We start from the raw sequence: 18,775 nt of genomic DNA, 5'->3' as shown, positions 1-18,775 counted from the left end.
CCTGCGGATATCGGCATGCGCATAATCTACGGTGGCGCTTCCCATCAGGAAGTGCGGCGACGGATAGGTATCGAATTTTGCGGGTTTCATAGATTTCCTGTCATTTCTGCGTGGATTCGCGCAACACACGGATATCTGCCATATCCACCAGATTCCATTCCCCACTCGCCTCCGCGCGATTCTTCAATGCCTGGTTCATCGCATTAAAACCCGCTAAGGGATTCCACTGAGGATAGGCGGAGAAATCCATGAGGATCGACCACACACGCTCCGGTGATGCTGCGATGTCGATCTCTGTGACGATCTGATGCATGGCTATCCTTCGTCGTTATGAAAAAAATCCCTCTATATTCGCCACGACGCCTTAAAGCAGGTTCATCCCGCCATCCACAAGAATCACCTCTCCCGTCAGATAGGTCGATTCGGTCAGCATCATGGCCACATCCGCGACATCGCCAGGCCGCGCACTCCGGCGCATGGGGGCTTCACGTATCCACTGCTCACGAATGGCTGCCCAATCTTCGGTCAGCGGCGTATCCACCAGCCCCGGTGCGATAGCGTTCACCCGGATATCGGGTCCCAGGGTTTTGGCGAGCAGGCGCGTGACTTGAATCAATGCGGCCTTGCTGGCGGCGTAAGGTATGGAAGCCCCCTTGGGTCGTACGCCGGCATGGGAGCTGATATTTAACACCGATGCCGGGTGTTCGGCCGTCGACGCCGCCCGCAGATAAGTCTCGCTCAGCGCAATGAATTGCCAGGGCGCCACCACATGGAGTTCGTAGAGACGGTGCCAGAGATTGAGTGTGGCGGCCAATAGATCATCATGCGGAATAACGCTGGACTCACCCGCGTTATTGACCAGCACGTCGAGCCGATCGTAGTGCGCGTACACCTGGTTGATCAGATCCCGGCGCTCACTATCCTCCAGCAAGTCTGCCTGAAAATAGCGGGCACCCGTCAGTGTTGCTGCCGCTTGCAGACCCGCAGTGGAGGAAGCGCGGGAATGCAGGGCCACCCGATATCCCGCCTGCGTCAAACGCTGCGCGATAGCCAGACCAATACCGGAAGTGGCGCCGGTGACGAGCGCGACGCGAGGATGATCGGTCATCGTATGCCTTTATTTCAAATCGTGATTTCAAGCCGGAAAACAGCTTCTAAACGGTCTTTATGATGACTGCGGATACCGCCCAAGCAGTATGCCTCACCCGCCACAGCATCTCAATGGGATAGGCCATCGGATTCATCTACCATATGTGACTCCTCATTCCATCTCGGAATTTGGGTTATGGAACCTGTTCAAAGTTGACAGGATTCCAACCCTTTAACGGGCCGGGATCAAGACATAAGGGGTGATTGATCCGGTGAAAAGGCGCACTTCGGTTAATCCACAGCAGGCTGCGCGGTGACCGTGGCACTCATGCCCGCATACCGCAGCACCACCACCAGCGCCGCTACATAGAGAATCGCCAGGACATACCACATGCCCCGATACCCCCAGATTTCCACAATCATGCCGAACACGGGCATCCAAAGCGCGATTGACAGACCGGTTACGGCGCTCATGATACCCATAGCCCGTCCTTTCTGATGATGACCGACAAGACTCGCTGCCCATTGAAAGGGTAATGCGTTATAGCCAACTATTCCGATCCCAAGAATAAAAGAAAAGCAGAGTATGCCCCACACTACAGGATGATCGGGAAAACAGCCAAAAATTATCATTGTCAGTGCGCCAATCATTAAAATGGCGGCAAAAACGTACTTCAGCGATAAAATACCGTCGACCAAAAACCCCGCTACAATCCGGGCTAAAAATCCGCCGGCCAGGAACAGTCCAAACAGGACACCACCGATCCAAGCCGCGTGAATAGCGAGCGTGTGCAGATAAAAGAGGCCAAAAACCAGGACAGAAAACTGTCCGGCCCCCAGAAGGAAGGCGACCAAGCCAACAGGCCACAATATCCGCAAGGAAGCATGGAAGGTAGCCTCCTTTGAGAGGTTCACTGAAGAGGTTGAAGGTGCTCGCCGTACCGCAATCAGTAAAAGCAGCGTCATCCCACAAATCAATACACCCATTCCGCCCAGAACAGGGAACAATCCCGCAACGATCAGTAACGGAAACACGGTGCCCGCTACGATGCCGCCCAAGGGAATGACACTCTGGCGAATCCCCAATAGTTTCCCTACTTGATGGGCCGGATAGTCGTGTGTGATGGCATAAAGTCCCAGGATCGAAAAAACCGGTAACACCAACCCCAATATCAGCATGGACCCTAGCAGAACGGGGTAGCCAACGATCCACTTCTTCGCGAAACCCAATAACAGTAATGCCGATAATAAGCCAATCCAGGGAAGATGGCGGCCATTGATCCGATCAAGACTCGCCCCCAGGGCCAAACCACCCAGAACGCTTCCGAATGCCTTAACGGAGATCAACGTGCTGACTTGCAACGCGTCTAAATGGTAGGCTGCCGCAAATGCGGGCGCCAGTATCGCCATACCTTGAAGATAAAATGCCGCAAGGAACTGAACAATCAACAGTGCTGCTAGAGATAGCCATTGTGGGGGGGTCAGGTTTAATGGCAAGGTTATTTCCTATTTCTCATACACGCCCACCAGACAGCCTTTCGCTAAGACATGCCCCGTCATGGCCTTTATCATTTCTTTACGCTTGGGTGGCCCAGGAAATCTTGGCAGGAGCTTATCCAAAGCAAACACCTGGAAGTAATAGTGGTGCGGACCATGCCCTGCAATTGGACGCGGCCCAATGTAGGCGGGCTTTCCCAAGGTATTTCTACCTACGCTCAGGCCGTGCCGCGGCCCATTTTCCATGGTGACAGGCATCGTTGGAATATCGCCTTCCTGCAGACCAGTACGGGCTGTCACGTCTGCGATATGGATATCGTATGCGATGCCATGTACGAATGGCATGGGTAACGGCACGTCAGAGTCTTCGATAATGACCACAATACTCTTTGCCTCAACGGGCAGGTTATGCCATTCCAGGGGCGGGGATATGTTTTCTCCAAAATGGGTGTATTTCTCTGGAAGCCAACCATTTTCTTGAAAAGCCACGCTGGAAATAGCCAGGGAGTCCGGCACATTATTCAGGCAGTCATTATTTAGTACCAACCGCTTTGTCCCCGCGCGAATATGCCGCAAAAGCTTTCCAATCATGGTTGCATTCTCTCAACACCTAGTGTACTTGCCAAGTCTACTGATGTGTGGCGCTAACATCACATCGTTATAAACCACCCAACAGTAGCTGATACTACAACATCCTTTTAATCAGTCACCTCTATGGGGATGGGTACTGATAACCGTCCACGCGCCTGCAGTCAGGTTAGAGTGATAGGCACACTTGCTAGTATCGTACTATTGTAGGGTCTGCTTGCCCTATGAACAAGGACAGCAACTGACGATGGCGCGATCCGAAAAGCGCCGTGGATAGGATAATGCTTGGTGCTGATGCGAAGAAAGCGGGGAGTAATGCGCCAAGGAGTGTCACGAAGCAACTGGCGGCTAGTATTGCTGCCGGATTCCACGTATCAAGCGCCCGACGCCATATAAAAGGCGACACGGCGACGCCACTTCCAAGCACGAACCAAGCCGCTGTGCCGAACTTCCAGGACAAGCCTTGAGCCTGTATCCAGGCGTGGCATACGTTCAGTCATCCTGGAAATCGCTGTCACTCGGCGGGACGAGTTTCATCCTGGGTATTCTGGCCTTGCAGTTACCGTATATCTGCTTCGCTGTGACTCTGACATAGCGCTGTGCGAGGGGCCAGATGTCGATATATTTTGTCCCGTTCTCAAGAATCTCCGCATGCCCGTTTAAGCGTACACGTGTTATGGTCTGAAAATCGATAAACAGCATACCCACGTGGGGATTGACAAGGATATTGCCAAAGGAGTTGAACAAATTGTTGCCTCGATAATCTGGAAATATCACGGTGTTGGCATCAAGCACACGCAGTAGAGGTAACTGCTTTCCCGATGCATTAAACTCGCAACCCCGGTAACTGCAATCACACTCGCCCTGAGCGTTTGACGTGGCAAGAAAGAAGAAGGGCAATCCTTCGATGTATCTGGCCAGACCGGCAGAAATGGTTTCATGGAACATGGCATTGAGATTATGCACATTCCAGAAACCCTCCACACCGAAGCGGCTTTGGGCTTCACGTTCGCCTGCATGGAGTAGTTCATCCATAGCCCGATACCAAGGCAGTATCTTTTCTGATCCATCAGTTTTCATGATTATTTTTTCCTTTTTGTCGAATCGGATTGCTCTAAATGAGGCCATCCATAGTGCTGAAGCACTGCTCGGCGTCCATTTGGCCTCGCAGCGTGGCCTCAGATGATTCAGCCCGTAACCATGCTTCCGCCGCTTCACTGGCCAGTGCATGCTCCGTCTCCGTCCAACTGGACGAATCTGGTCCCGCAATCCGGCTCAGGAGAGCCACGGCCTTGAGGCGATCTCAATATCATTTGGCGAATTCATGGCATCCACCTCCGTGCTTATCCGGTTGTCTCCCAAAATAACGCTCCACCCACATACAAAAGCTGTGCACCAGCACCAGAAAATGTCGCTACACCACTCACAACCACGCTCCTTTTGAGGATGCATGATCACCCAAGACACGTTGATGCGAGGGTGGGTTGGAATGTCCCTGATTTACCCTTGAGGCGCCTACAAGCCTAACTCACTCAAACCTGGGTGATCATCGGGTCTTCTGCCCAGCGGCCAGTGATATTGCCGCTCACTCTCTCGGATAGGCAGATCATTGATGCTGGCAAATCGGCGTTGCATCAATCCCATTTCATTGAACTCCCATAACTCATTGCCATAGCTGCGGTACCAGTGACCGGAATCGTCGTGCCACTCATAGGCGAATCGCACGGCCATCCGATGGTCACGAAAACCCCAGAGCTCCTTGATCAGGCGATAGTCCAGTTCCCTGACCCACTTGCGCTCCAGGCAGGCTTTGATCGCCTCCCGCCCCACTGGAAACTCCGTGCGATTACGCCAGACCGTATCTTGGGTATAGGCTTGAACGACCCGTTCAGGATCGCGAGTATTCCAAAGGTCTTCGGCCATCCTTACTTTCAGTAAGGCAGATTCTTCCGAAAAGGGGGGAATCAGCGTATTGCTTTGCATGGTGTGGGTGCTCTCCTATGTTTCGGGATTGCTCAATGTAGACAGCTCTGTCTACTTCGGGCAATTCTAGACAACATGGAACGATCTGTCTACCATGGCGTGATGGATAGACTTTCCAATCCCGCACTCATGAACCAGACCAAGCTACCTGCGCGTGAGCGCATTCTGCTCACAGCGCACACGCTCTTTTATCGCGAGGGGATTCGCAGCACAGGCGTGGATCGCATCATTGCGGAAGCGGGCGTCACCAAGGTGACCTTTTATCGCCACTTCCCGAGTAAAAACGACCTGATTGTGGCTTTTCTGGATTATCGCCATCACATGTGGATGTCCTGGTTTCAGGATGCCCTCCAAAGGCACGGCAACAATCTTCTGGCCATTGCGCCGGTTTTACAGGAATGGTTTGGCGACCCTACCTTTAGGGGATGTGCCTTCATCAACTCGCTGGGGGAGATGGGATCAATGCCCGAGGTCGTGCTAAGGGTGATGCAGCACAAAGCGGAACTGCGCAAGGTGATTGAGGACATGCTGCCGGAAGATCGCGATCGGGAGGACTTGGCGAGCGCCATCGCCATGGCTATAGATGGTGCCGTAGTTCGGGCCGAGTGGGGAGAGCCGGCAAAAGCCGTTGATGGATTTAATCGCTTAGTGGAGGGTGTGTCCTGTCTCAAACCTCAAACATGAAGCACTTTTGCCGCGTGTGGATCGGAGACACGGCGTATTTACTGTCCAAAAGTGGCGCGCATCTGCCTGCGTCTGGGCGTAGCATCATAATTCCAGAATCCATTTTTGAGGGCTTTTCCAATGCTGAATGAACAGCTGCTTCAATGGCATATAGATCGTATCACTACACCGTTGGGGGTCATGCTGCTGGTCACCGACGCGCAAAACATCTTGCGTGCACTGGACTGGGCGGACAGCGAGGCCCGCATGCTGGATCGACTCCGCCTGCTCTACGGCTCCGATGGGGTAACGCTGACCTCGGGGACTGCTCCGCAGCCGGTTCGCAACGGTCTGGAAGCCTACTGGGCGGGTGATCTCAATGCCGTCTCCGCCATTCCCATAGAAACCGCAGGCACTGAGTTTCAGCAGGCGGCCTGGGCCTGGTTGCGCAGCATTCCCGCCGGAGCAACCCGCAGCTATCAGGAACAGGCGAAGGGCATGGACCGGGCATCGGCGGTGCGCGCCGTGGGGCGTGCCAACGGAGCGAATCCCATTGGTATCGTCATTCCCTGCCATCGCGTCATCGGCGCCAACGGCACCTTGACCGGCTACGCTGGCGGAATAGAGCGCAAACGCTGGCTGTTGCGCCATGAAGGCGGCGATTTTTAGGGTTGCGCCCACAAACGCATGGCCGCATAGGCCCGCCAGGGCCGCCATGCTTCGGCGATCATCAGCATTGCTGCGGGGCTGGGGCGCCCGTTCTCTGTTTCCAGCGCACGCAGCAATCCCAAGTCTGAATGGGGGAAGGCATCCGGGTCACGATAGCCACGCATGGCGATGTAGTGCGCCGTCCATGGGCCGATACCCGGCAGTTCACAGAGGTTTTTGATGATGCTGTCGAGGGTATGCGCCGAAAAAGCCAGGCGACCTTCTTGCATGGCCACAGCCAGAGTCTGCAGCGCCTTTTCTCTGGCACGGGTTAGGCCGATAGAGCCCAGATCGGCGGCCATGACGGCGGCGGGTGTCGGGAATATCCTGGAGATTCCCGTGCCGTCTGAAAGTCGCGCCATATCCTCTGTGAGTGATTCCCCAAGGGCGGCAGCAAGCCGACCCGATAGCGTGGTCGCCGCGGCCACACTAATTTGCTGACCCAATATCGCGCGCACGGTGAGTTCGAACAAATCCCATGCGCCTGGGACACGCAATCCCGGCCTCGCCCTGACTCGTGAAGCCATAAGCGGGTCTGTGGAAAGATGTTGGTCGATCCTAATGATCTCCGTATCCAGATCAAACAGGCGGCGCAATCGCGCCACGATGATGCCTACGGGGGGGATTTTCGTTGCGTGTATGGTTGCCAGAAGCTGATCGGCCGCCGGATCAGGATGGACTTCGACAAGGCCCTGTACCCCCTCTAGCTGAAAGGCGCGCCAATACTGCCCGGACTGCACGGCCTCCACCCCAGGGATGGCACGGCCTGCCAGAAATTCCAGCAGCGCCGCCCAGTCATAAGGCGGGGTATAGGGCAGCTTCAAGGTGATGCCCGCAGCCATATTGCTCTTTGAAGCAGTAGCATGGCGCAGTGCACTGGGCGCACACCCACAGTGGCGCTGCATGACCGCATTGAAACGGCGGACGCTGCCAAATCCTGCGGCAAGTGCGACCTCTGTCATGGAGAGTCCGGTCTCTGCAATCAATTTTTTGGCCAGCAGAATGCGCTGTGTCTGCGCCAGGGCCGTCGGCGTGCTACCGAGCACGCGCACAAACAGTCGCCGCAAATGCCGCCCGCTGACACCTAATTGGACAGCCACCGCCTCCAAACTGATGCCGCTCAAGGCGTCGTCATTCATCTGCTGCAAGGCTCGGGAAACCATCAGGGCACTGGCCTCTGCGAAAGGTTCGACCCCGACCAACTCCGGGCGACAACGCAAACAGGGCCGGAAGCCCAACTGCCGGGCTACCGCAGTGCTGGGCACAAAGAGGCAATTTTCCAGCTTGGGGGGCCGTGCGGGACATACCGGACGGCAATAGATGCCCGTGGATAACACCGCCGTGTAGAACTTGCCGTCAAACCGTGCGTCCTTTGCGAGGACAGCGCGGTAGCACACTTCGCGATTCAGGTCCGATGTATTATTCATAGGCTCTTTATAAGCCAGGCGGCTGCAGGTGTCTCGTCACTTTCGGACATCGATGATATTGATGTGCAACCAGTTAGGCTTGGCCCCTTTGCGCAAATTGCTGCTATAATGACGGCATGTGGCCAAGATGGAAGGAAACCGTTATGACGATAGCGCTGATCGAGCCAGGAACGCCCGCATCGCAAGGGGTTCTGCGGTTACTTGGGCTTCTCCCGGAAGAGGACACTGCCCTGCTTGAACTGACGGAAACGGGGGTTCCCCTTGCCCAGTTGGCGTTGCTGACAGAGCTCGGGTTGACGAAGACCGAAATCCAGGCACTGGTCATCCCGGCGCGGACCATGTCCCACCGCAAAGCGGGTACCGGTCGCCTGAATCGGGAGGAGTCCGACCGGTTCCTGCGCGTGTTGCGCTGTCTGCTGCAGGCGGGACAGACTTTCGGCGACCCGGGAAAGGCGCTGCGCTGGTTGCGTAAACCGAAGACCGGGATGGGCGGCCGCACGCCACTAACGGCGCTGGAGACCGAAATGGGCGCCCGTCTGGTCGAAGAATGGTTGGTCCGTATCGAGCAGGGGATGGCCGCCTGACGGTGGTTCTCTGGCGGATCAGTAATCATACGACGCTGGATGGTCTGGGTGGCATGCGTGCTTCCGGACGTTGGTCCAGTCGCGGCCGTCCGGTAATCTATTGCGCACCTAATCCGTCCACGGCACTTCTGGAAACGCTGGTTCATCTCGAAGTCGATACGGAAGACCTCCCGGACGCGTTCCAATGGTTGCGTATTTCCGTGCCGGAAGATATTGCATTAGCCAGCGCGGACATCACTCATCTTCCGCAGGATTGGAGTCAACATCCTCATCTCACACAGGTTTACGGGGACCGCTGGCTTGCCGACGGTGCAGCACCCCTGCTGCGTGTGCCGAGTGTGCTGGTGCCGGAGACCTGGAACGTGCTCCTGAACCCCCGGCATCCGGCGGCGGCGCGTTGCGCTATCGCTGCCACCTATCGTTATCCTTTGGACACGCGTTTGGCGCAGCGGCCCGGCTGTCCCTCATGAATCTCCCAATGGCACCGCATGGGCCAGAGGCCGCCACTGCAAGTGCTGAAACATCTGCAAATAGCGGCGGGCGGCGTGATGATCTGTTTTGAGCATGTAGCGCCAAAACCCGAAAATCCGCGCCAGCGTCATCATCCGCGTGGCATATTTACCCCAGGTGTAATGCGCGCTGACCCGCGCTAATGCGCCATCGGAAATCGCCTCCCAGACACGGCTATCGGCAGCAACGTTTTCCAGGAAGTCGGCCAGCTTCTCCGCCGCCTCCTGCTGGTTGTTGGGGTCGATATGAAAACCGGAAATGCCATCTTCTATAATTTCCAATGGCCCTCCGAAGCGGGTGGCAAATACCGGGAGGCCGGAGCTCATGGCTTCGATCACCGTCAGCCCGAAGGCTTCAAAGAGTGCGGGCTGGACGAAACATCCATGGGTATCGCCAATGACCCGGTAGAGTTCTCCCGCCACATTCTTATCGAGTAAAGTACCTATCCAGCGCATCTGGCCGTCAAGCTGATGCGCATCCATGATGGCGTGCATCTGGTGGATTTGCGCCCGTTCTTCCTCATCCTGAGAGTCCTGTGGATCGACATGGCCACCGATAATAACAAGATTCGCCAGCCTGCGTAGACGCTCCGAGGCACCAAAAATCTCGGCCAGTCCGCTGAGATTTTTAATGTGATCCATGCGCGCCATACTGAAAATGATGGGTTTATCCTGATCCTTTAATAGGCCGCGCCGGTCTGCGGCAGGCTCTTCGCCAAAGAGCAGGACATGAATATCCTCGTGCAAAAAACGTAAACGTTCTTCGCTGGCGGAATACGGAAAATAATAGCGGTCATCGGCACCGGGAGAGATAATATTGAATTTGGTGTCGAAGACATCAATCCCGTTTTCCACCCGATACAATCCGGGGAGGCTGTAATTCTGATGCCCTTCGTACTGGCCCACCTCGCGGTCATTCCCGGCAATTTCCTGATAGGTGCTGGTGACGATAATGTCGGCGGAGTTCATGGCGATGAGATCCGCGGTAAATTGGCAGGCGAAATGGTGACTGGCATCGTGATCACGCCAGTAGAGATCACTGTAAAGGTATTTGCTCTTCTCCAGCGCGTGGGCAATGTTGCACTGGGTGACATTCAGCCGTTCACTGAGCAGGGAGGCTACCAGATTGCCATCGGAATAATTGCCGATAATCAGGTCGGGACGACGGCCAAATTCCGCCAGGGTTTCCCGTTCGAGATCGTCGGCATAGCGCTCCAGCCATGGCCAGACATTGAAGCGGGAGATCCAGTGCGGCAATATTTCGCCATTGGGATAGCGGAAGGGTACGCGGAGAATCTGCACATTGTCGGCGCCATGGATGGGTTCCAGACGCTGGTCGCAGGTGGTGCCATCGGCATTGGGAATCAGGCGGGTGGCAATGAGAATGTGCGGCACGATGTCCACGCCCTGACGCGCCAGCCGCTGCCGCATTTCCTGTTCCAGGGCGCGCGCCTGGTCGAGAATATAGACGACCTGCCCACCCGTATCTGGACGTCCGAGCACCTTGTCCTGCGCGAACCAGCCATGAATAGACACGATCAGTATTTTTGAGATCATGGGGATACGATCGATGAAGGCCTCCAGGCTTTCCGCCGAGGGTGCGTCCAGCAGGTCCATCAGTAGACGCATGGTTTCACGGACCCGTCCGGCGGTGTCCCCCCAGCCGGGGGCAAAACCGCGGCGGCTCATTTCCGCGGCAAACTCCGGCCAGGGTTTGGTCTTGGGCAGCGTCGCCAGATACTGTACAGTCTGGCGCAGCGTCTCAAAATCCGGCGGCTGATCACGCACCATCAGCGACTGCCCGTTCAGCTTGTGCACGGCCAAAAAGTCGAGAATGCTCTGGCGACCGGCCTTGATGTCCCCGAAAAGCTGTCCGGCCAGGCGACGATTCATATACATGAGCCCCTGCCCGATGGTGGCCTCATCGCGCAGACGATAAGGGGCAGCGCGGAAATCTTCAAAATCCACGGTAAGTACCGGCTCCTGATCATTCGCGGGGAGCACTTGCTTTTCTTTGAAGGCGAGATAATCACTCGGTGTCAGAGTCTCCAGATTGAGTTGTTCCCAGTGTAGCCGCAGATAGATCCAGCGGCCGGGGCCGGGACGCCAGGCCAGATAAATCCACGGCTCTGCGAGCACCGCCTCTTGTAGTCTGGAGAAGAATTCCTGCAACACCGCGAGGTCTGCATCGCTGCCGTAATCTGCGGCAAAGTCGCTGATGGCCGTTTGTAAATCGGTATAAAGCAGAAAGGGGCGTTGCAGATTGAACAGATATCGCAATAACCCGGAAACACAATGGGAATTCTGGCTGATACAGCGACGCAGGTCGTCAGACATGAGCATCTCCTGGAAAGTGATAGTACTGGATGCCTTCGAGAATCCCCCAGGCATGGTAAGCACTGGCAAAATAGATGTGTTGTTTACCTCTTAGCCCGTGTAATTCCGGGCTGTGGTTGCCGACCACAACACCGCAAATTTCGCCCCCCATCATATCGGCGTCATTGCCGGAGTCCCCCGCAGTAAGCACCGCATGCAAGGGCAATCCCCAGCGAAAGGCCAGGAAACGGATGGCGTGGCCCTTGGAAGCACGAATGGGCAATATATCCAGATAGCGGGTATGGGAAAGCACGACATGGGCGATAATCTGCTGCTGGTGCAGACGTTTTTGCAGCTCCTTCGCCGTTGGCGGATGTTTGGGATCCACGTAGTAACTGACCTTAAAAGCGCTTTGCGTCATTTTTTCCTGCAGACGCAGACCGGGCACATCGGCCAGTGCCTGCAATACCCCTTCACGCCACCAACGATAGTGCAGATGGGCGGCCCAGTCCTGATCTTCGTGCAGTTTGCTGCCATAGACGATGCGCGTACCGACATCGGTGATACAGATGTCCGGGCGAGGAACCTGGTGTGCTGCCAATATCTCCATGGTCTGTTTCAGATTCCGGCCGGTGGCGACGCCAAAGGCTACCCGGGGGTGCTCCCTGAGCCATTCCATCAGTGCGGCGAGTCCCGCCGAATCACCGATCAGGGTATTGTCGATATCGGATACCAGCAGATGATCCGCCGCCGGTACGGCACGACGCACCCCCTGGCGGGCAGCGAACTCGCGTCGCCGTTGTTTGCGTTGACGCCGGAGAATGTGTTCCATTTCTGCCAGATAACGGCGCGCATGAGCCTCCCAGCTATAGACCCGGCGCACGCCCAGCAATCCAGCGCGACTGGCACGCTGCCAACGGCGGCGATCGAAGAGCATTTGCCGGAGGGCGTTTTGGATCTCCCCGATATTGAGCGGGTCCACCAGAATGCCGTTACGGCAATAGCGGATGATGTCCTGCGGACCACCATGCTGGGTGGCGACAATCGGCAATCCCGATGCCGCCGCCTCCAGCAGCGTCAGACCAAAAGGTTCAGTCAGCGCCGGGTTGACGAAAACACCCTTGTAGATGGCCGCATAGCGGTAATATTCAGGAACATCTTCGGGCTCATGGTGCTTGGGGAGGGCGATCTGCCCATAAAGATCGTAATCGTCCATGGTATGCAGCACGCTCTCAATCACCCTTTTTGCCCCATGGGGGATCTGTTCAAAGCGGTCGCGTTGGCCCATGATCAGAACCAAGTTGGCATGCTCCCGCAAATCAGGGGCAGTGGCGTAAGCTTCGACCAAGCGCTGGAAATTTTTACGCTCATCAGGGCGGGCAATGGCCAGAATGGGGGGCTTGCGCGGCGCCTCCAGAAAGCGGCGCAAGCCGGACAGCAACGGCGAAGACCGCTGTCGGCCCGGCCGCGAAAACCGGTGTAAATCCACGCCCGGCGGCAAGACCATAAAGTGCGCCCGCGCGGCGTTCTCGTACAGACCATACTGCTCGTCCACTTCCTGACGGGTGCTGGCCATAACAACAGACGCTTCACTCAGTACAGCTTCTTCGGCAGCGATGCGCCGCGAAAAATGAAACTGCCGGTCGATACTTTCTGCCTTTCGGCCAGCAGCGATCAGTCTTTCCCTTTTATCTCGCCCGAGGGAATGGCCGGTATGTATGAGCGGGATACCCAGCAAGCGGGACAGTCGCACCCCCACATAACCCGCATCGGCATAGTGGCTGTGGATGACATCGGGAATACAGTCTTCACTGCGAATAAAATGCAGCGCACTGTCTACAAACATATCCAGATAGTCCCAGAGCCGCTCTTTTTGCAGGTATTTATGCGCTGGCCCGGCAGGCAGGCGGATGATCTGCGCGCCAGATCCTAAAGATTCACGCGGTTCTCCATAAATGGGATTCGTGCCAGGATCGCTAAAGCGACGCGTAAGCAGGTTGATCCGGGTGACGCGCGGGTCTCGTGCCAGTGCCTGCATTTCGTCGAGTACATAGCCAACCTGACCGCCGGTATCTGCATCGACCCCGAGTTCCGGTGTACCGCAAATGCGGCCGTGGATACTCAGCATCAGGATGTAAAGACCATCGTGATCTGACAAATCAATTCTCCTTGGCCCAATGCTCCATGATGGTCCGGTAAAACTCTGGCTGATCCGGTAACGCACCGGATAAGGCACAAACGGCCGCCGCCAAATCTCCTGCTCTCAGCAAACACCGCTCCATGGAATCCCCGCAAAAAAACCCCCAGAGCCAGCCTGCGGCAAAGGCGTCACCTGCACCAACCGTATCCTGAATAACCGTTGGGATAGCCTTCGCTTCGTAAAAGTCTGTCCCATCTCCGTATGCGGCACCCGCCGCACCGCGGGTCAGCAAAACGGCCTGCGCACAAAAATGTCGGGCAACCGTCTGCATCGCCTCCTGCAAGGAGGGAGTTGGAGGTAGTCCGTAAGTACGAATGATCTGCCTCAACTCCTCAACGTTGCATTTGAGTATAGACGAATCCTGTATGACTTCCGTGAGCATTTCTGAATCCCACCACGGATCCCGCAGGTTGATGTCCACGAAGCGCCAATGGGAACGGGCACACAGTTGCCGCCAGGTGGCCCGCGATGGTCCGTCTTCCCGCACCGCGAGGCTGCCGTGATAGAGCCAGGGAATGCTGCCGGTGCCCCCGGAGGGCGGACATATGGCATCGTAAGCCTGATGCGGCAAGATCTCGAAGTGATGCGCCTGGCCGGCATCCGCTACCACCTGCACCCGGCCGGTAGGCAGCAACTCATCCTCCGGCACGGCGCTCGTCGACATCCCCCAGTCCTGCATGCGCTGCAAAATGCGTTGTCCCGCGGCATCCCGCCCTACCCGGCTGACAAAGACGGACGCCACGCCTAAGGCATGGAGGTGTTGCGCGACATTGAAGGGCGCGCCACCAAGACACTGCGTGGTACCAAAATCATCCACCAGGCACTCGCCAAAAATCACTCCGGGAACGACCTCTGTTTTCATAACGTGGTCTTTCCCTGCATTATGGTTTTTTCAGCTTCCGGCAAGCGACGAATAATGCGCTGAAAAAAGAGATTATTGGGAATAACCACAATCGTTCCATCCTCCTGGCGCAACTCAGTAAACATAAGATTTTCCTCTACGACCTCGCCGGTCAGTGATTCCGGGAATATCTCAATACGCTGCCCCAGTTGTAATGGCTGCCAGAACCAGATAAAAAAGCGTGCCGTAATGTTGCTGACCATCGCCCATACGGCCAGCATGCCGACGCCGATTACCGCCAGCAAACTGACAAACGTAGTCCAAATAGCGGTAACATCCACACCCCATACCCGCAGTACCACTACCCAGATAAGAAGCCAGAGAAACCAGGTGGTCATCCGCTGCAACACCACTCCATAGCCCCTGACTAAGGCTCGCCGTTTACCGAGATATTCCATAAGGCGACGGGTGACATGGCCATACCAGCGTAAAACCAGATAACCTCCCACCACAATGAGTACGGTATATGTCAACCGATGTAACAACCACTCCGGGTCTATTGTCAACCCATGAAACACGATGCTCATACATCACTCCCTTTATTATGTTGCTTATTTATCTTTGCCGGATTTTGTCTCGCAACGCATAGCTAATGGATAGGCGTACCGTTTTGAGTGCCTTGCTGTTTACCATAACGTAGCAAACACAGACGAGCAAACCCGCACCCACCGAGCGTCTTGCCGATCGCAATCGCTGATCACGAAATACCAGTGCCTATTCTGCCGTCAGGGAACCAATAGAGGAAAGGCCTATCAGATGACTATATGCGTTGCACGATATCGTAAATGGCCGTCCAGTGATTGACACCAGGAGAAATCATGGCAGACACCCGGAATCCCAGCTCCCCCATGGGCAATGCGGCTATTGCCGTTCGCATTCAATTGGCGCGAGCCCGCTTAGATCGCTTGCGTGCCATTCTGAAGGAACCCAGCCGCTGGGTATCCATCTGGTTTTTGGCCTACGCACTGTTGGGCGCTGTCTCGTCCGGGCTGCTGCCTATTCTCTTGCCACTGATGATCGTCGCCCTCACCCATCATCTCAGTTGGGTCGCCTACGTCATGGGCGGCTTCAACCTCGGATTGCTGACCTCACCCCTGTGGGGAACCCTGGCCGACCGCAAGCAACTGCATCGCCCCATTTTTTTCGGTGGCTTTCTGGTGCTGTCGCTGGCACTGGCAGTCATGCCTTTTCTGCCGGGCATCTTCACCTGGAGCGGCCTCTCTCTGCTCGCTGGCGCGGGAACCTCAGCCGTGGCCACTATGGCCAGCCTGTTCATTGTCGAGTTTGACCCGCAAAATGAGTGGGAACCCAGACTGGGCTGGCTGCAGACTTTCAACGGCGGCGGGCAGGTCGGCGGGCTCTTGCTGGCGGGCATCTTCGCCAGCAATTTCAAAGCGGGCCTGATCTGTGCGGCCCTGGCGGCGATTCCCGCTATCTGGCTCGGTGCCAAAGGCTTGCCCCCCGCCGCCAAACATTACGGTTGGGCGGCGGAAATCGGCGACCACATGCGGCGCGATCTGGACTGGCGCTTCCTCGCCAATTTCGGGCGCCCGGAACTGCTGGGGGGTGGCCTGCTACGCTTTTCGCATCACCTTTCCCTGCGCGGTGCGCACCGATTGGGCGACGTCATGCATACCCGCTTTGGTCGCTTTCTCCTTTCCTGGTTTGCCGTAGCCTTTGGGATCGCCGCGTTCTTCGCCTACTTTCCTGTGGCCATGCAGAAAGCCTACAGCGTGGCTCCGGCACTGACCTCCAGCGTCTACGCCATGACCGCCGCCATCGCCTTGGTACTGTATTCGGTGGGCGGGCAGTTGTCCGGACGTTTTGGCGCCGGAAGGGTATATCGCTGGTCTTTGATGCTCCGCTTTTTGGGATTTGGGCTACTACTTCTGGTGTTTTTCCTGCCCATACCCAAAACGCTGACCGCCCTGGCTGGTTTTGTCCTGATTATCATCGCTTGGCCACTGCAGAGTATCTCCGGGACTACCCTGACAGCACGGTTAACGCCCGTCAGCCAGGGCGCGGCAATGGGTCTTTTTAATGCCAGCGGCGCCGTGGCCACAGTCGTCGGCACCTTTCTGGGTGGTCCACTGGTACAGTTCATCGGCTATCCGTCCCTGTCGGCCATGGCCCTGGTCGGGATTCTGATCGGCTGGCTGATGGGGCATGGATTACAGGCCCCAGATGCCGCGCCGGCCCGCCCCGATGATTTATCAGCGCAAAAGCACAGTCCTAGCGATTCCGCATGAAATCAGCCGTGCGCTGAAAGGCACCCTGCAGGTGGGCATAAAGTTCAGGCTCTATCTCTACGTCGTGCATGGCCCGAAGCATGCAGGCCATCCACTGATCCCGCGCCTGATCATCCACCGGGAAAGAGCCATGCCGCGCCCGTAAGCGGGGATGCCCGAAACGCTGCACATACAGGTCAGGCCCGCCCAACCAGCCGGACAGAAACAGAAAGAGCTTCTCTTTGGACTCGGAAAGGTCTTTCGGGTGGATATCCCGCAGCGGGGTTTGCCACTGCGCCTCGCTATCCATCAAATCATAAAAATGGTTGACCAGCTTGCGCACGGTGTCCTCGCCACCGAGGCGGGCGTAGGGTGTACTTTCGGGTTCAGGCATCAATGGTCTTGCTCCAGATAAGCCTATAGAGGCCACTATATTTATGACGCATGCTGCGCAGGCATGGTCTTTTTGCACTTTATTGCCGCCTGCGCTACAGTTAGCGAGGACGTACCATCCCGCAAGAGTATCTTCTTTGGACGTCATTCAGCAACGTTTCGGCTTCCGTCCGTAGCACACAGGAAGAATCCATGCCCCTTGGACCGACAACAGCATTCATCAATGGATGCTGGACAGACCTCAGCATGCGCTTTATGGTACAGAGCCCGGTCAATCAACAGATACTCGCCGAAGTGTCCGATTGCGGAACTCGGGAGGCCGAAGCAGCGGTGCAAGCGGCAACGGTCGCTTTTGCAATCTGGCGCCAAACCACCGTCTATCAGCGCGCGGCCATCCTCAGCCGTTGGGCGGAACTCATCCAGGTTCACGCAGAAAACCTCGCCCGTCTCATCACCTGGGAGATGGGTAAACCCATACGCCAGAGTCGTGCCGAAATCAAAACCGCGGTCGCCTTGGCGCGCTGGTATGCCGAAGAATGCAAGCGCATCACCGGAGAAAGTATCTCCTCCCAGTTTCCAGACAAGCGCTTACAGATCTGGAAAGTGCCGGTTGGTCCGGTATTCGCCATTACGCCGTGGAACAGTCCGGTCTCTATGGTCGTTCGCAAGATAGCTCCGGCGCTGGCAGCCGGCTGTACAGTCATCCTCAAGCCCGATGAGCAAACTCCGCTATCCGCATTGAAACTTGCCGAACTCTGGTCCGAGGCGGAAGGACCTGCAGGCACTCTGCAGGTTCTCCCCAGCTCTGATCCTGCACCCCTGGCGGAACGACTGATGGCTGACCCGCGCATAGCCAAGTTGAGCTTTACCGGTTCCACGGCGGTCGGGCAGAAGCTTTATGCGCAGGGATCGCCGACCATCAAACGGCTTTCTCTGGAACTGGGCGGACACGCTCCAGTGCTTATTTTTGCCGATGCGGACATCCCTGCGGCGGTGGCCATGACCATCCATGCCAAATTCCGCTATGCTGGCCAGTCCTGTGTCGCCGCCAACCGCTTGTATGTGGATGATGCGATCCTGCCGGAGTTTACCGCACGCTACCTCGACGCGGTAAGTCACCTCAAGATCGGAGACCCCTTTGCAGAGGACACTGACATCGGGCCGCTGGTTTCCGCAGCTGCTGTCCAGAAGTTCAAAGCGCAAGTGCAGGATGCCCTGGACCGGGGTGCAAGACTGCTGTGCGGAGGGGATGCACAAGGCCTGTGGTGCTCCCCGACCCTCCTCGCCGACCTCGATCCGCAGAGCCGTATATTCCACGAAGAAAGCTTCAGCCCCCTGCTGCCCATACAGGGGTTTCGCAGCGAAGCGGAAGCTATCGCCCGCGCCAATGATACCCCCTATGGCTTGGCCGCTTATCTCTGGACTCGCGATCTCGGACGCGCATACCGCGTCGCGGAGGCGCTGCAATGCGGCATCGTCGGCGTCAATGACGGGTCTCCAGCCACCCCGCAAGCGCCTTTCGGCGGCAACAGGCTTTCTGGACTGGGCGTCGAGGGCGGCAAATGGGGGTTGGAGGAATATTTGCAGTTGCGCTATGTCTCTTTCCAATTGCCGCCCGCGCCAGCGACCGGAGATCTGGAATCCGCTCTTTCTTATCTTTAGTTGTTCCGGGATATACTCACCTGCCAA

19 protein-coding genes are annotated in these 18,775 nt (G+C 56.6%); 6 read left to right on the top strand and 13 right to left on the bottom strand.

Annotated elements, in window-relative coordinates; genetic code table 11:
* Positions 1-100 precede the first annotated feature (100 nt).
* The 7 genes from M7F93_RS03180 to M7F93_RS03150 form a co-directional block, all read right to left on the bottom strand.
* Positions 101-313, bottom strand: a complete 213-nt coding sequence (locus tag M7F93_RS03180) for an SRPBCC family protein (protein WP_298168966.1) — start codon at positions 311-313, stop codon at positions 101-103.
* A 51-nt stretch (positions 314-364) separates the two neighbouring features.
* Positions 365-1,108 (bottom strand): SDR family NAD(P)-dependent oxidoreductase, encoded by a 744-nt coding sequence (locus M7F93_RS03175; protein ID WP_298168963.1) that lies wholly within the window; start codon positions 1,106-1,108, stop codon positions 365-367.
* A gap of 272 nt (positions 1,109-1,380) precedes the next feature.
* The gene (locus M7F93_RS03170; protein ID WP_298168959.1) at positions 1,381-2,586 is read right to left on the bottom strand and encodes an MFS transporter; all 1,206 of its coding nucleotides are present in this window, start codon (positions 2,584-2,586) and stop codon (positions 1,381-1,383) included.
* Positions 2,587-2,595: 9 nt separating this feature from the next.
* A complete protein-coding gene (locus M7F93_RS03165; protein ID WP_298168956.1) occupies positions 2,596-3,177 on the bottom strand; it encodes a YbhB/YbcL family Raf kinase inhibitor-like protein in 582 nt (193 codons plus the stop codon).
* A gap of 187 nt (positions 3,178-3,364) precedes the next feature.
* Entirely contained in the window at positions 3,365-3,580 is a 216-nt protein-coding gene (locus tag M7F93_RS03160; protein ID WP_298168969.1) for a hypothetical protein, read from the bottom strand.
* 86 nt (positions 3,581-3,666) lie between these two features.
* Positions 3,667-4,254, bottom strand: coding sequence for a pyridoxamine 5'-phosphate oxidase family protein (locus M7F93_RS03155; protein WP_298168953.1), 588 nt, complete (start codon positions 4,252-4,254; stop codon positions 3,667-3,669).
* Positions 4,255-4,689: 435 nt separating this feature from the next.
* Positions 4,690-5,157, bottom strand: coding sequence for a nuclear transport factor 2 family protein (locus M7F93_RS03150; RefSeq protein ID WP_298168950.1), 468 nt, complete (start codon positions 5,155-5,157; stop codon positions 4,690-4,692).
* 75 nt (positions 5,158-5,232) lie between these two features.
* On the opposite strand from M7F93_RS03150, the gene M7F93_RS03145 reads away from it, so the two are divergent.
* Both M7F93_RS03145 and M7F93_RS03140 read left to right on the top strand, forming a co-directional pair.
* A complete protein-coding gene (locus M7F93_RS03145) occupies positions 5,233-5,841 on the top strand; it encodes a TetR/AcrR family transcriptional regulator (RefSeq protein ID WP_298168947.1) in 609 nt (202 codons plus the stop codon).
* A 120-nt stretch (positions 5,842-5,961) separates the two neighbouring features.
* Positions 5,962-6,489 carry a methylated-DNA--[protein]-cysteine S-methyltransferase gene (locus M7F93_RS03140; RefSeq protein WP_298168944.1) on the top strand — a complete coding sequence of 176 codons (528 nt, stop codon included), beginning with the start codon at positions 5,962-5,964 and terminating at the stop codon, positions 6,487-6,489.
* On the opposite strand, the gene M7F93_RS03135 is transcribed toward M7F93_RS03140, so the two are convergent.
* Positions 6,486-7,955, bottom strand: coding sequence for an AlkA N-terminal domain-containing protein (locus M7F93_RS03135; RefSeq protein ID WP_298168939.1), 1,470 nt, complete (start codon positions 7,953-7,955; stop codon positions 6,486-6,488). The two genes, M7F93_RS03140 and M7F93_RS03135, sit on opposite strands and share 4 nt — an antisense overlap.
* Positions 7,956-8,098: 143 nt before the next feature.
* Here M7F93_RS03135 and parS point away from each other — a divergent pair, with 143 nt between their 5' ends.
* The gene (parS, locus tag M7F93_RS03130; RefSeq protein WP_298168936.1) at positions 8,099-8,539 is read left to right on the top strand and encodes a type II RES/Xre toxin-antitoxin system antitoxin; all 441 of its coding nucleotides are present in this window, start codon (positions 8,099-8,101) and stop codon (positions 8,537-8,539) included.
* A 2-nt stretch (positions 8,540-8,541) separates the two neighbouring features.
* A complete protein-coding gene (locus tag M7F93_RS03125) occupies positions 8,542-9,009 on the top strand; it encodes an RES family NAD+ phosphorylase (protein ID WP_298168933.1) in 468 nt (155 codons plus the stop codon).
* Here the strand turns inward: M7F93_RS03125 and M7F93_RS03120 are convergent.
* Genes M7F93_RS03120 through M7F93_RS03105 form a run of 4 tightly spaced genes read right to left on the bottom strand, consistent with a single transcriptional unit; the run spans position 9,004 to position 14,992 of the window.
* Positions 9,004-11,385 (bottom strand): sucrose synthase, encoded by a 2,382-nt coding sequence (locus M7F93_RS03120; protein WP_298168930.1) that lies wholly within the window; start codon positions 11,383-11,385, stop codon positions 9,004-9,006. The genes M7F93_RS03125 and M7F93_RS03120 overlap by 6 nt on opposite strands.
* Positions 11,378-13,522: an HAD-IIB family hydrolase gene (locus M7F93_RS03115; RefSeq protein WP_298168929.1), complete on the bottom strand. Its 2,145-nt coding sequence runs from the start codon at positions 13,520-13,522 to the stop codon at positions 11,378-11,380. The genes M7F93_RS03120 and M7F93_RS03115 overlap by 8 nt, the downstream gene beginning before the upstream one ends.
* 1 nt (position 13,523) lies before the next feature.
* Positions 13,524-14,426 carry a PfkB family carbohydrate kinase gene (locus tag M7F93_RS03110; protein WP_298168926.1) on the bottom strand — a complete coding sequence of 301 codons (903 nt, stop codon included), beginning with the start codon at positions 14,424-14,426 and terminating at the stop codon, positions 13,524-13,526.
* The gene (locus M7F93_RS03105) at positions 14,423-14,992 is read right to left on the bottom strand and encodes a mechanosensitive ion channel family protein (RefSeq protein ID WP_298168923.1); all 570 of its coding nucleotides are present in this window, start codon (positions 14,990-14,992) and stop codon (positions 14,423-14,425) included. Before M7F93_RS03105 ends, M7F93_RS03110 begins: the two co-directional genes overlap by 4 nt.
* A gap of 291 nt (positions 14,993-15,283) precedes the next feature.
* On the opposite strand from M7F93_RS03105, the gene M7F93_RS03100 reads away from it, so the two are divergent.
* Positions 15,284-16,714, top strand: coding sequence for an MFS transporter (locus tag M7F93_RS03100; protein ID WP_298168920.1), 1,431 nt, complete (start codon positions 15,284-15,286; stop codon positions 16,712-16,714).
* On the opposite strand, the gene M7F93_RS03095 is transcribed toward M7F93_RS03100, so the two are convergent.
* A complete protein-coding gene (locus M7F93_RS03095; protein WP_298168917.1) occupies positions 16,698-17,087 on the bottom strand; it encodes a group II truncated hemoglobin in 390 nt (129 codons plus the stop codon). The two genes, M7F93_RS03100 and M7F93_RS03095, sit on opposite strands and share 17 nt — an antisense overlap.
* Positions 17,088-17,278: 191 nt before the next feature.
* Between M7F93_RS03095 and M7F93_RS03090 the strand changes: the two genes are divergently transcribed.
* Positions 17,279-18,748, top strand: a complete 1,470-nt coding sequence (locus tag M7F93_RS03090) for an NAD-dependent succinate-semialdehyde dehydrogenase (protein WP_298168914.1) — start codon at positions 17,279-17,281, stop codon at positions 18,746-18,748.
* Positions 18,749-18,775: the final 27 nt, after the last annotated feature.

Source organism: Acidithiobacillus sp., assembly GCF_027322205.1.
Taxonomy (GTDB): domain Bacteria; phylum Pseudomonadota; class Gammaproteobacteria; order Acidithiobacillales; family Acidithiobacillaceae; genus Acidithiobacillus.
Note: the sequence above shows the minus strand (reverse complement) of the source record. Positions and strands in the feature narration are given on the sequence as shown.